Annotated in this window: 9 protein-coding genes; 8 read left to right on the forward strand and 1 reads right to left on the reverse strand. The window is 75.9% G+C overall.

What is annotated here, in order from left to right; all coding sequences use genetic code 11:
* Positions 1-40: 40 nt before the first annotated feature.
* The 4 genes from CSPHI_RS01390 to CSPHI_RS01405 are packed head-to-tail and all read left to right on the forward strand — an operon-like array spanning position 41 to position 6607.
* Positions 41-2248 (forward strand): SaeA-related protein, encoded by a 2208-nt coding sequence (locus CSPHI_RS01390; RefSeq protein ID WP_075691159.1) that lies wholly within the window; start codon positions 41-43, stop codon positions 2246-2248.
* Positions 2248-4626 (forward strand): GAP1-N2 domain-containing protein, encoded by a 2379-nt coding sequence (locus tag CSPHI_RS01395; protein ID WP_075691160.1) that lies wholly within the window; start codon positions 2248-2250, stop codon positions 4624-4626. Before CSPHI_RS01390 ends, CSPHI_RS01395 begins: the two co-directional genes overlap by 1 nt.
* Positions 4623-5612 carry a hypothetical protein gene (locus CSPHI_RS01400; protein WP_157118442.1) on the forward strand — a complete coding sequence of 330 codons (990 nt, stop codon included), beginning with the start codon at positions 4623-4625 and terminating at the stop codon, positions 5610-5612. The genes CSPHI_RS01395 and CSPHI_RS01400 overlap by 4 nt, the downstream gene beginning before the upstream one ends.
* On the forward strand, positions 5609-6607 hold the full coding sequence (locus CSPHI_RS01405; protein WP_075691162.1) for a hypothetical protein: 999 nt from the start codon (positions 5609-5611) through the stop codon (positions 6605-6607). The genes CSPHI_RS01400 and CSPHI_RS01405 overlap by 4 nt, the downstream gene beginning before the upstream one ends.
* Positions 6608-6634: 27 nt before the next feature.
* Here the strand turns inward: CSPHI_RS01405 and CSPHI_RS01410 are convergent, their stop codons facing one another.
* The gene (locus CSPHI_RS01410; RefSeq protein ID WP_075691163.1) at positions 6635-8050 is read right to left on the reverse strand and encodes a hypothetical protein; all 1416 of its coding nucleotides are present in this window, start codon (positions 8048-8050) and stop codon (positions 6635-6637) included.
* A gap of 359 nt (positions 8051-8409) precedes the next feature.
* Here CSPHI_RS01410 and rpsL point away from each other — a divergent pair, with 359 nt between their 5' ends.
* The 4 genes from rpsL to tuf all read left to right on the forward strand — a co-directional run bounded on the left by rpsL (position 8410) and on the right by tuf (position 13164).
* Positions 8410-8781, forward strand: a complete 372-nt coding sequence (rpsL, locus tag CSPHI_RS01415) for a 30S ribosomal protein S12 (RefSeq protein ID WP_075691164.1) — start codon at positions 8410-8412, stop codon at positions 8779-8781.
* A gap of 3 nt (positions 8782-8784) precedes the next feature.
* Entirely contained in the window at positions 8785-9255 is a 471-nt protein-coding gene (rpsG, locus tag CSPHI_RS01420; protein WP_075691165.1) for a 30S ribosomal protein S7, read from the forward strand.
* Positions 9256-9441: 186 nt separating this feature from the next.
* The gene (gene fusA / locus CSPHI_RS01425) at positions 9442-11574 is read left to right on the forward strand and encodes an elongation factor G (protein ID WP_075691166.1); all 2133 of its coding nucleotides are present in this window, start codon (positions 9442-9444) and stop codon (positions 11572-11574) included.
* Between the two features lie 399 nt (positions 11575-11973).
* Positions 11974-13164, forward strand: a complete 1191-nt coding sequence (gene tuf, locus CSPHI_RS01430; protein WP_075691167.1) for an elongation factor Tu — start codon at positions 11974-11976, stop codon at positions 13162-13164.
* Positions 13165-13176 lie beyond the last annotated feature (12 nt).

A 13176-nucleotide genomic window follows, 5' to 3' on the forward strand; every position in this document is an offset into this window, starting at 1 on the left:
GCCGCCGGGTGCCACCCGGCGGCGCGGAAGGGAGAGGCGGATGCCGATGGGCGAGGCCGAGGGGCTGACCCGCGAGATCGCGCAGGTGCCGGAGTACATCCTGCGCGCCATCATCCGGGAGGGGGAGCCGGACGAGGGCACCATCCGGCGGATGCTGCCCACCCGGCACCGGCACCTCGCCGCGGAAATCCGCCGTCGCCTGGTCGGCGGGCCCGCCGAGCCCGCGGCCGGCGCCGCGGACCCGGCGGGGGGGCCCGAGCCCGATCCCGCCCCGGCCCCCGCGCCGGCGGGGTTCACCGCCCGCCGCCCGGCGGAGCCGCCCGCGGAGGCCGCCGCGGAGCCGCCGGCCGGGGAGGCCGCCCCGGCGCCCGCGGCGGCGGCCCCGGACCCGGCCCGGCCGGTGAACCCGGTGGTCGCCGAATTCGACGAGCTCACCGCCGGCGGCGCCGCCGATGCCGCGGTGATGGACCCGGCCGATGCGCTGCCCGCCACCGGGGAGCACTTCGCCCAGTACCTCGGCGGGGCCGCCGAGCCGATCGGCGAGGTGCGGGTGCGCCGCCGCCCGGTCGCCGGCGGCGCCCGGATCGAGCTGACCTGGGCGGACCCGCCCGGGGTGGCGGAGCCGGTGCGGATCTACCGGGTGATCGCCGCCGACGGGGAGGCCCGGCCGAACCCGGACGAGGGCCCGCTGGCGCTGACCACCGTCGGCCACGGCTACGTGGAGGCGGAGCGCGAGGGGGTGGCCTTCCGGCACTACCAGGTGTGGCTCAACGCCGGGGCGGACCTGCGCGCCGCCCTCGACGCGCAGCCCCGGCTGGTCGGCGAGGACATCGCGGTGGCCCCGGTGCCCGGGTTCGTCACCCGGGTCTCCCAGGGCGTGGTGGAGGGCACCTGGGCGACGGTGCCCGGCTACGCCGGGATCCGGGTCTACGCCGCCCCCGCCGCCGACCCCGGCCCCCTGGAGGTGCCCGGCAACCTGCTCGCCGAGGGCGTCACCGCCCGCGGTTTCGAGCACCGGGCCCCGGTGCGCGGGGCGGCGATGCGCTACCGGCTGGTGCCCGAGGTGGAGTTCCGGGGCCGCCGGGTGGTCGCCGCCGCCGGCGGCCGGGTCGCCGAGGTGCACGTGCCCGCGGAGCTCGCCGCCGTGGAGCTGCAGCTGTGCGAGCGCTTCACCGACGCCGGCGGGGACGACCGGATCGCGCTGAGCTGGTACGCCCCGGCCGCCGGGGTGGTGCGGATCTACCTCGGGGACCGCTCGCCCGCCCCGGACCTGTCCTTCGAGCAGGTGCCGGAGGAGGCCCTGGCCCGGGATCCGGCCCTGGCCCCGGCGAACCTGGTGGGCAGCTACGCCCCGGGCCCGGAGGGCGCCCAGCGCGATGAGCGGGTGATGTGGCCCGCCGGCCTCGACGAGGTGCACCTCACCCCGGTGACCGTGGTCGACGGCCGGGCCGCGGTGGGGGTGACCCGGGTGCTGCAGCGGGTCGCCCCGATCCGGGACGCCGCACTCGCCGAACGCGGCGCCGGGCAGCTCATCACCTTCGCCTGGCCGGCGGGGGCGGCGATGGTGAAGGTGGAGACCGCGCCCCTGGGCGCCGCGGACGCCGCCGACCGGGTCTTCCGCGGGGAGCTCGACGAGGCCGGCTACCGCCGGGCCGGCGGGATCCGGCTGCGCCTGGACCCCTTCGGGGCCACGGTGACGCTCACCCCGCGCAGCATCTACGCCGGGCGGGAGACCGCCGCGGAGCCCACCGTGCTGGCCTACCGGGGGCTGCGCACCTACCGGTGGCGGCTGGAGCCGGACCCGCGGGGGCTGCTGCTGCGGCTCTGGTGCTCCGGCGCCGAGGACCGCAATCCGCCCCGGTTCCAGCTGGTGCACCACCCCACCCGGCTGCCGCTGTGCCCGGAGGACGCCGCCGAGGCCGGGGCGGGGGTGCTGCGCACCACCCCGGTGGAGGCCGGCACCGGCCGGGCACTGGCCGAGCCGGGGATCGTGCTCGCCCCGGACGCCCTCGCCGGCGGCTACGACGCCGCCGCCGCGGGCCCCGCCTGGCTGGTCGCCGCGGGGGAGCTTTCCCGGCTGCGGCCCGGCCAGTGGCTGCGCCCCTTCATCCTCGACGGCGACACGGGCGGGCCCGCCGCGGCCGGGGCGGACCCGGCGGCGGCGGCCGCGGCCGGGCCGCGCCGGATCCTCGTCGACGACGCCGCGGTGGACACGATGCACCTGCCGCCGGAGAACTGGAGGTCCTGATGGACGTCGGACTGCTCACCTACGCCTCCTTCGCCGCACCGGGCGAGCCCGGCGCCGGCGGCGGCTGGCGGGTGGGCCAGCGCGCCGGGGGCCTCGGCGCCGAGGAGGCCCGGCTGCTGTGCGGGCGGATCCCCACCCGGCCGCCCGGCATCCGGCCGGTGCCCCGCTACCCCTCCGCCGAGGAGGTCGCCGCCCTGGAGCGGCGGATGGCGTGGACCGCGGCGCCCTGGCCCGGCGGGGACCGGGTGTTCTGGTTCTCCTCGCCCGCCGGGGAGGACGGCACCGGCCGCGCCGGCAACGTGTTCACCCAGGTGCACGTGTTCCGGGAGGGCGACCCCCGCCCCGCCCGGCCCACGGACCTGCTGTTCAGCCCCTCGCTGCGGCTGCCCTTCGGCGCCGCCGAGGTCAACGCCGCCCGGGCCCCGGAGGGCGCCCCCGAGCCGGGGCCGCTGGCCGACCCGGCGGCGCTGTGGCCCTGGATCTTCGCCCCCGCGGCGGTGGACCGCCGGGAGGTGCTGCGGGTGCTGCTGGACCTGCTCGCCCACGGGGAGGCGGTGGCGCTGGCCTGCCCGGAGGAGGAGGCGGCGATGTGGATCGCCGCGGTGCACCTGTGCACCTCGCCGCGGGCGGCCCGGGAGCTGACCTTCTCCACCCTGGAGCGCGCCGCCGGCCTGGCCGACGCGGTGCGCCACGGGATCCGGCTGACCCGGGTGCCGCCGGGGGACGCCGCGGCCGCCGCGGCGGTGCCCGGGGTGCGCCTGGTCGACGTCGCCGACCCGCCGCGGCCCGGGGTGCACGGCGGCCGGCCCACGGTGCTCGCCGACGGCGCCGAGGTGCCCGCCTCCGCCTGGTCCGCCCTCGTCGACGAGCTGTGCGCGGGGCCGGCGGAGGCCGCCGCGCTCAGCCGCGGCCGGCAGGACACCCCCGCCGGGGCGGACCCGGCGTGGTTCCTGGCGCTGGCGGCGCTGGCCGACCCGGAGCGCGCCGCCGCGGTCGCCGGCCCCCTGGCCGCGCTGCTCGGCGCCGGCCCGCGGCCGGCCGCCGCGGAGGGCCTCATCGCCCCGGCCGGCCCGGTGCTGCTGGACGCGGCCCTGGCCGGGGCGGACGCGGATCCGGCGGGGCTGCTCGCCCGGCTGGAGCCGCTGGCCGCCGCCGGGGCGCTGCGCCCCGGCTCCCCGGAGGCGGCGCGCACCGTGGGCGCGCTGCGCGACTCCGGCGCCGCGGCGCTGGCCCTGGCCCCGGGGGCCGGGGGCCCGCCGCCGCGGCCCGGTCCGCGGCTGCGCCGGCTGCTGCGCGAGGCGGTGGCGGGCACCCCGGAGCTCGCCGAGGCGATCGCCTCCGGCACCGGGCTGCCGGTCGGCCCGGCCCGCTGGCTGGGCATCCCGGAGCGCACCGCGGAACTGCTGCCCACCCCGCCGGCCGGGGTGGCGCCGGACGCCGCCGATTTCGCGGTGCCCGGCCCGCAGGGGGCGCTGATCGGCGCCTGGGTGCTCGGCGAACTGCGCGCCGGCACCCCGGTGACCGCCCCGCCCCGGCGGGGCGGCGCGACCGCCCCGGCGGACCCCTGGTCCTCGGCGGGGACCGGCCCGGGCGGGGCGAACCCCTTCCTCGCCGGGGCCCCGGAGTTCACCGCCCCGGTGGTCGCCTTCGGGCTGAATTGCCTGGTGCGCGCCCTGGCGGAGCTCGGCGCCGACGCGACCGGGCCCGCCCTGCCCCGGGTGGCGGCCGCCGCGGCGGCGGAGCTGGACCCGGGGACCCGGGCGCTGCTGGACCCCCGGATCACCGGGGTGCCCGCCCCGGATGCGGCGCCGCCGGGGGAGCCGGACGGGTGGTTCGGCGACCCCGGGCCCGACCCGGGGGAGGCGGACCCCGCGGAGCCGGCGCCCGCCCTCGCCGAGCAGCCCGCGATCCCGGACTGGCTGCTGGTGGCCATCCTCGATGCCGCCGGGCCGGGGCTGCCCGCGGACCCGGAGCTGGTGGATCTCGCCGGCGGCGCCCCGCAATGGCACTGCCTGCTCGGCGAGGTGCTCCGGCTGCCCCGCGACGGCGCCGACCCCCTGGTCCGGGAGGCCCAGGAGATGGTGCTGGTCTCCGCGGCGCTGCATCTGCTGCGCGGCGGCGACGCCGAGCTGGTGGACACCCTGCCCTGGTGGCGGGTGGACTGGATGGGCCGGGAGGAGCTGGCCCGGCTGGCCGGCCGGGGCGGCCGGCTGCTGCTGGAGTACGGCGGCCCGGAGCCGGCCGCGGTTCCCGCGGCCACCGGGGCGGGCCCGGCCGGGCGGTGCCGGCTGACCCGGCGCACCCTGGCCGCCCATGAGCGGATCGCCCGGCGCCGCGGCGGGGCCGCGGCGCAGCTGAGGAACAGGAGCCAAGGATGACCATGCAGTCCCTCGCCGAGGGCCAGGACGCCACCCTGCCCGCCGGCGCGATGATCCGGGTGCGGGCCCATCCGCTGGGCCGCACCGGCGGCGTCGAACTGGAGATCCGGGGCGCGGCCACCGCCAACCGGGTGGATCCGGCGACGGTGGCGGTGATCGACGTCGCCGGGGCCGCGGAGATCCTGCTGCGCCCGGCCGGCGGCGGGGACTTCGGGCCCGGCTGCGCCGCCCAGGTGGTGCTCGGCCGGGGCCGGCCGGGCAGCGCCGCCGCGGAGGCGGTGGAGCTGCCCCGGCTCACCCTGGACGGCCGCGGGGAGGTGCTCGCCGGCACCATCACCCGCCGCGGCGGGGAGCTGCGGATCCGCGCCGCGGCGGCCGGCTCCGGCCGGCTGGAGGGCCCGGCGGCGACGGTGCGCGCCGGGCTGCGCTCGGCGATCGACGCCGGCCGGGCGGATCTCCGCGGGGTGCGCGCGGTGCGGCTGCACCTGGACTGCTCCGCCTCCATGTCCGATCCCCGGCTGCCGGCGCTGCTGCCGGCCGCCGCGGCGGTGGTGATCGGCGCCGCCGGGGCCGCCGAGGGGATCGCCGCGGTGCGCCTGCACGACCCCGCCGGGGTGCGGGAGGTGCCGGTGGACCGCCTCGCCGGGGAGATCGCCGCGGCGGTGGCCGCCGGGGCCGCCCGGGTCGGCGGGGTCGGCGCCATCGGCCGGGATCCCGGGGAGCTGACCCTGGTGCTCGCCGACGCCGCCCCGGCGCTCGACCCGGAGGGGCCCCCGGCGGTGGCCCTGGTGCTCGGCGCGGACCCGGCCCGGGTCGCCGCCGCCCCGGGGGCGGCGCCGGCGGTGCTCGCCGTGGACGAGGCGCTGGCCGCGGATCTGGACGCCGGGCGGGTGGCCGCCGCCGATGCCGCGGTGGCCGCGATCGCCGCGGCGGCGGCCGCGGGCGCGGCCGCCGACGCCGCGCCGGGGGCGGGGGTGGCGCGATGACCCCGCCGATCCTGACCCGCTGCCCGTGGACCTTCCGGCCGCTGGCCGACCCGGGGGCCGCCCGCAGCGAGCACGCCGGGCGGGAGCTGCCCGCCGGCTGGGCCGGCTCCGGCACCCTGTGCGTGGCCATGGCCGGGGCGCGCGCCTCCGGCAAGAGCCTCTACATCGCGGTGCTGGTGAAGCAGCTGGAGCAGCTCGCCGAGGCCCATGGCCGGGTGCTCGCCCCGGTCGACGACTACACCGAGCGCTGCTACCGGGAGCATTACGAGCGGCCCCTGTTCGAGGAGATGGGCCTGATGGCGCCGACCCCGCGGATGGCCGCGGAGGACGCCTACCAGCGGGAGCCGCTGATCTTCAGCCTCGGCACCTGGGAGGTCGACGGGGAGCGCCGGCCCTGGCACCTGGTGGTGCGCGACGTCGCCGGGGAGGACCTGGAGCAGCTGCCCGCCGACCCGGGGCAGCTGTCCTTCTTCCGCTACGCCGATGAGGTGCTCTTCCTCTTCGACCCGCTGAAGGTGCCGCAGATCCGCAGCTACCTCTCCGGGCTGGTGCCCGCCCAGGAACCCGGCGGGGACCCGCTGCGGGTGCTGCGCAACCTGCTCACCGTGCTCGACGGGCACCGGCCCCGGCTGGCGGTGGCGCTGTCCAAGTTCGACACCCTGCAGGCCCTGGAGCGGGTGCCGGACTCCGAATGGGCCCGGATCATGGGCAACCACGGCGCCGCCTACCGCCGGGACACCGGGCTGGACCACGATGCGGCGGACTCGGTGCTGCTGGACCGGGAGATCCGCTCCATGCTGCTGCGCCTGGACGCCGCGGACCTGGTGCACACCCTCGATGAGCGCTACGCCCGGGCGGGGGCGCCGTTCCGGCATTTCGCCACCTCGGCGTTGGGCGCCTCCCCGCAGGGGGCGCACCTGGACCGCCGGGGCATCGCCCCCTACCGCTGCCTGGATCCGATCCGGTGGCTGCTGGGCTCCCGGGGCCTGTTCTGATCCCCGCCGGCGCGCCGGCGCCGGGGGTCAGAGCTCGTCGAGGACCCGGTCGGCCTCGGCGACCAGGGCCGGCTCCTCCTGCTCCCGGAACAGCGCCCGCGCCCGCCGGGCCAGCGCCGCCGCCGAATCCGGGCCGGTCGCGGCCGGGTCCAGCACCGCCAGCGCCCGGGCCTTCTCCAGCAGCAGCCGGCCGAAGCGCAGCCGCTCGGCGGGGGAGTCGATGCCCTCCAGGGCGAAGTTCGCCAGCACCCGGTCGAACTGGGCGACCGCCTCCGGCAGCCGGCCCGCCCGGGCCCAGGACCGGCCCAGGTGCAGCACCGCCTCGGCGTAGAGCTCCAGATCGCGCAGCCGGTAGGCCTCGGTGACCAGATCATCGAAGTCGTCGTGCGCGGCGGCGAGCTCCCCGGCCGCGGCCTTCTCCGCGGCCAGCCGCAGCCGGGCCCGGACCGACCCGGCCCGGTCGCCCTCGGCGGCGGAGTCCTCGGCGGCGGCGGCGAGCAGCTGCCGGCGCACCCGCCAGGCGGCCTGCTCCGGGGCCAGCAGCCGGGCCAGCTCCACGGAGAGCCGGGCGCGCAACCGGGCGGGCCGCAGATGCGGCAGCGCGTTCGCCGCGTCGATCGCGGCCTCCCGGATGTCCAGCCCGGCCCGCATCCGGGCGGCGACCAGGCCCAGGTGCGCATCGCCGAGCTGCACCGGGTCGGGGCCGCCGCGGCGGCCGTCGGCCTCGATCGCCTGCTCGCAGATCCGCTGCGCCGCGACCGGGTCGCCCTCGCGCAGCAGGCGCTTGGCCAGCGCCAGCCGGCCCGGCCAGCCCGGAGCGGCGTCCGCGGCGGCCCCCGGGTCGGCCCCCGCCGGGTCCGCGGCATCCGGATCGGGGCCGGCCGGGTCGTCCTCGGGCGGTGCGGCCGGCGGCGGGTCCGCCTCCTCCGGGGCGGGCCGGTCCGCGGCGGCGGGGGAGGGGGCCCCGGCCCCGGCGGGGTCGAGCGCCCCGGCGCGGCCGGCGCAGCCGGCGGCGCGCTCGGCCAGCCCGCGGGCGGCGAAGGCGGCCGCGGCGGCGCGCAGATCCGCGGCGGCGCCGGCGGCGTCGCCGGCCTGCTCCCCGAGATCGGCGGCGATCTCCAGGTTCCGGGCCCGGGCGAGGGGATCATCGGCGAGCAGCGCGGCCACCGCGGCGCGGTGCCGGGCCTCCCGGGCGGGGCCGGGCTCGCCCAGTCCGGCGCGCTCCACGGCCAGCCCCTCCAGGGCCCGGCGCAGCAGTTCCAGCGCCCCCCGGTCATCGGGCAGCGCCCCGGCGGGCTGCAGCAGCCCCGCCGCCCGGGCGTAGGCGGCCGCGGCGCGATCCGGCGCGGCCGGGTCGAAACCGGCCGATTCGGCCTCCGCCAGCGCCGCCCGGGCCGCGTCCGCGGCCGGGTCGGGCTCCGGGATCCGGGTCGTCGCGCTCACACCCGCAGAGTAGCCGATGGGCCGCCCGCCCCCGCGCCGGCCGCGGCGGGCCCCTCGCCGCGACCTGCGCGTTTGGGGGATCGTCGCAGGCTGCGGTACTCTGCCCTACTAGTCCCAAGTGAGTATGGGAGCAACAGACATCACCCGGTAGGCCAGCGAGAGCGGCTGACTGGGTTTCGCGCGTTCAGAATGCGCCCGGTCCACCGGGTTCGCGGATGGTTCGGGCGGAGACGGCCACGGGCCCCGGCCCGGCGGCGCCGCCGGATGTCGCGCAGTCACGAAACGCAGAAGCAGCAAACTTGCGCGCCGCGCGACGGGAGCACCCCGCCGCTGTCGCCAGACCAACAGAAAGACGGTTCATGCCCACTATCCAGCAGCTGGTCCGCAAGGGCCGCCACGACAAGAAGGCGGCGACCTCCACCGCCGCGCTGAAGGGGTCCCCCCAGCGCCGCGGCGTGTGCACCCGCGTGTACACCACCACCCCGAAGAAGCCGAACTCGGCGCTGCGGAAGGTCGCCCGCGTGCGGCTGACCTCCGGCATCGAGGTCTCCGCGTACATCCCGGGTGAGGGCCACAACCTGCAGGAGCACTCCATGGTGCTCGTCCGCGGCGGCCGCGTGAAGGACCTCCCGGGCGTCCGCTACAAGATCGTCCGCGGCTCCCTGGACACCCAGGGCGTCAAGGACCGCAAGCAGGCCCGCTCCCGCTACGGCGCGAAGAAGGAGAAGTAAACCATGCCTCGTAAGGGTCCCGCCCCGAAGCGTCCCATCGTCAACGACCCGGTCTACGGCTCCCCGCTGGTGACCCAGCTCATCAACAAGGTGCTGGTGGACGGCAAGAAGTCCACCGCCGAGCGGATCGTCTACGGCGCCCTGGAGATCACCCGCGAGAAGACCGGCACCGACCCGGTGCTGACCCTCAAGCGGGCCATCGAGAACGTCAAGCCCGCCCTCGAGGTGCGCTCCCGGCGCGTCGGCGGCGCCACCTACCAGGTGCCCGTCGAGGTCCGCCCGGGCCGCTCCACCACGCTGGCCCTGCGCTGGCTGCTGATGTTCTCCCGCCAGCGGCGCGAGAACACCATGATCGAGCGGCTCGCCAACGAGATCCTGGACGCCTCCAACGGCCTGGGCGCCTCCGTGAAGCGCCGCGAGGACACGCACAAGATGGCCGAGGCCAACCGCGCCTTCGCGCACTACCGCTGGTAGTGCCGCCGGAAGGCGCCGTTGCGGCCCGCCGAGGGTCGAATCGGCGGCGTCCGGCCGGCCGGCCAGACGCGCTTCACCGCGCCGTCACCGCCCCGCGGTGGCACCATGAGACAAGCAACGCAAAGCAGGTGGTCCCGGCGAGAGCCGGACGGACCGCCGAACGACCTGAAATGAGTGGGGAAAACAGTGGCTGAAGGTGCACTTCCCGTCAAGAAGGACCTGAACAAGGTCCGCAACATCGGCATCATGGCGCACATCGACGCCGGCAAGACCACCACGACCGAGCGGATCCTGTACTACACGGGCATCAACCGCAAGGTCGGCGAGACCCATGACGGTGCCTCGACCACCGACTGGATGGAGCAGGAGAAGGAGCGCGGCATCACCATCACCTCCGCCGCGGTGACCTGCTTCTGGAACGACAACCAGATCAACATCATCGACACCCCGGGCCACGTCGACTTCACCGTCGAGGTGGAGCGTTCGCTGCGCGTGCTCGACGGCGCGGTGGCCGTGTTCGACGGCAAGGAGGGCGTGGAGCCGCAGTCCGAGCAGGTCTGGCGGCAGGCGCAGAAGTACGACGTGCCGCGCATCTGCTTCGTCAACAAGATGGACAAGCTCGGCGCCGACTTCGAGTACACCGTGGGCACCATCGTGGACCGCCTGGGCGCCAAGCCGCTGGTCATGCAGCTGCCGATCGGCGCCGAGGACGACTTCGACGGGGTCATCGACCTGCTGCAGATGAAGGCCCTGATGTGGCCCGGCAAGACCGAGATCGGCACCGACGCCACCGTGGAGGAGATCCCCGCGGAGCTGGCCGACAAGGCCGCGGAGTACCGCGAGAAGCTCATCGAGACCGTCGCGGAGTCCGATGAGGAGCTGATGGACAAGTACTTCGGCGGGGAGGAGCTGACCCTCGACGAGATCAAGGGCGCCATCCGCCGGATGACCATCAACTCCGAGATCTACCCGGTGTACTGCGGCACCGCCTACAAGAACAAGGGCGTGCAGCCGCTGCTCGACGCCGTGGTCGACTTCCTGCCGACCCCGCTGGACGTCGGCGAGGTGCACGGGCACAAGATGGGCGACGAGTCCGTCGACATGAACCGCAAGCCCTCCAAGGACGAGCCCTTCTCGGCCCTGGCCTTCAAGATCGCCGCGCACCCGTTCTTCGGCAAGCTGACCTTCGTGCGCGTCTACTCCGGCCGCGTGGAGCCGGGCGCCCAGGTGCTCAACTCCACCAAGGACAAGAAGGAGCGCGTCGGCAAGCTCTTCCAGATGCACGCGAACAAGGAGAACCCGGTCGACGAGGCCGTCGCCGGCAACATCTACGCGTTCATCGGGCTGAAGGACACCACCACCGGCGACACCCTGTGCGCCCAGGACGCCCCGGTGGTGCTGGAGTCGATGACCTTCCCGGATCCGGTGATCTCGGTGGCCATCGAGCCGAAGTCGAAGGCCGACCAGGAGAAGCTCGGCACCGCCATCCAGCGGCTCGCCGAGGAGGACCCGACCTTCACCGTCCGCCTGGACGAGGAGACCGGCCAGACCGTCATCGGCGGCATGGGCGAGCTGCACCTCGACGTGCTGGTGGACCGGATGAAGCGCGAGTTCAAGGTGGAGGCCAACGTGGGCGCCCCGCAGGTCGCCTACCGCGAGACCATCCGCAAGCCGGTGGAGAAGTTCGAGTACACCCACAAGAAGCAGACCGGCGGCTCCGGCCAGTTCGCGAAGGTGATCATCGCCCTGGAGCCCTACACCCCGAGCGCCGAGGAGGTCGAGGAGGGCGCCTCGACGACCTACCTCTTCGCCAACGAGGTCACCGGCGGCCGCGTGCCGAAGGAGTACATCCCCTCCGTCGACGCCGGCATCCAGGACGCCATGCAGTACGGCACCCTCGCCGGCTACCCGCTGGTGAACATCAAGGCCACCCTGCTCGACGGCCAGTACCACGAGGTCGACTCCTCGGAGATGGCCTTCAAGGTCGCCGGGTCGATGGCCCTGAAGGAGGCCGTGCAGAAGGCCAAGCCGGTGCTGCTGGAGCCGATGATGGCCGTCGAGGTGATCACCCCCGAGGAGTACATGGGCGAGGTCATCGGCGACATCAACGCCCGCCGCGGCCAGGTCAACTCCATGGAGGACCGCACCGGCGTCAAGGCCGTCAAGGCCCTGGTGCCGCTGTCGGAGATGTTCGGCTACGTCGGCGACCTGCGCTCCAAGACGCAGGGCCGCGCCAACTACACGATGATCTTCGACTCCTACGCGGAGGTCCCCTCCTCCGTGGCGCAGGAGATCATCGCCGAGCGCACCGGCGCCTAGCGCGCCGCCGCGCACCCGCCCCCGCCGGTCCCGGCCGGCGGCGGCGGGGCGCACCCCACCCACCCCGGCCGGTGCGCCGGGGCGGGTGACGGTCCGCTGGGCACCGCCCCGTCCCGCCATGGGACGGTGCCCACGCCGGCCGTTACCCGGCCGACGGGACGGCGCGAGTCGTCCCCGCAGCCCGTCCACGGGCGCCGGGCGGTTTGTCAAGGACCGGCCCGGCCCCTAGTATGGGGTAACTGGCACAGTGAAATACCGCTGTCCGCGTACCCACCGCATCCCCGCCCGGCCGCCAGGCCGGGGAAGACCCTATGGTCGCGGGGCGTCAGTCGCGCGGGCGACCGCAACATTCTGTGGCTACGAAAGTCGTGGCCACCTTAACGTCCAGGAGGACCAACAGTGGCGAAGGCGAAGTTCGAGCGTACGAAGCCGCACGTCAACATCGGCACCATCGGTCACGTCGACCATGGCAAGACCACCACCACCGCCGCCATCACCAAGGTTCTGGCGGAGGAGTTCCCGGAGCTCAACCAGGCCTTCGCCTTCGACGCCATCGACAAGGCGCCGGAGGAGAAGGAGCGTGGCATCACCATCAACGTGTCCCACGTGGAGTACCAGACCGATAAGCGGCACTACGCCCACGTCGACGCCCCGGGTCACGCCGACTACATCAAGAACATGATCACCGGCGCCGCCCAGATGGACGGCGCGATCCTGGTGGTCGCCGCCACCGACGGCCCGATGCCGCAGACCCGCGAGCACGTGCTGCTGGCCCGCCAGGTCGGCGTCCCCTACATCCTGGTCGCGCTGAACAAGTGCGACATGGTGGATGACGAGGAGATCATCGAGCTCGTCGAGATGGAGGTCCGCGAGCTCCTCGCCGAGCAGGACTACGACGAGGACGCCCCGATCGTGCACATCTCCGCGCTGAAGGCGCTGGAGGGCGACCCGGAGTGGACCAAGTCCATCGTCGAGCTGATGAACGCCTGCGACGAGAAGATCCCGGATCCGGTCCGCGAGACCGACAAGCCGTTCCTGATGCCGATCGAGGACATCTTCACCATCACCGGCCGCGGCACCGTCGCCACCGGTCGCGTGGAGCGCGGCACCCTGAACGTCAACGACGAGGTCGAGATCCTGGGCATCCGCGAGAAGTCCCAGAAGACCACCGTCACCGGCATCGAGATGTTCCGCAAGCTGCTGGACTCCGCCGAGGCCGGCGACAACTGCGGTCTGCTGCTGCGCGGCATCAAGCGCGAGGACATCGAGCGCGGCCAGATCATCGCCAAGCCGGGCGCGTACACCCCGCACACCGAGTTCGAGGGCTCCGTGTACATCCTGTCCAAGGACGAGGGCGGCCGGCACACCCCGTTCTTCGACAACTACCGCCCGCAGTTCTACTTCCGGACCACCGACGTCACCGGCGTCGTGAAGCTGCCGGAGGGCACCGAGATGGTCATGCCCGGCGACAACGTCGACATGTCCGTCACCCTGATCCAGCCGGTCGCGATGGACGAGGGCCTGCGCTTCGCCATCCGCGAGGGTGGCCGCACCGTCGGCGCCGGCCGCGTCACCAAGATCAACAAGTAGGGTCCGTCCCCG

Origin of the sequence: Corynebacterium sphenisci DSM 44792, assembly GCF_001941505.1 — a bacterium.
GTDB lineage: Bacteria > Actinomycetota > Actinomycetes > Mycobacteriales > Mycobacteriaceae > Corynebacterium > Corynebacterium sphenisci.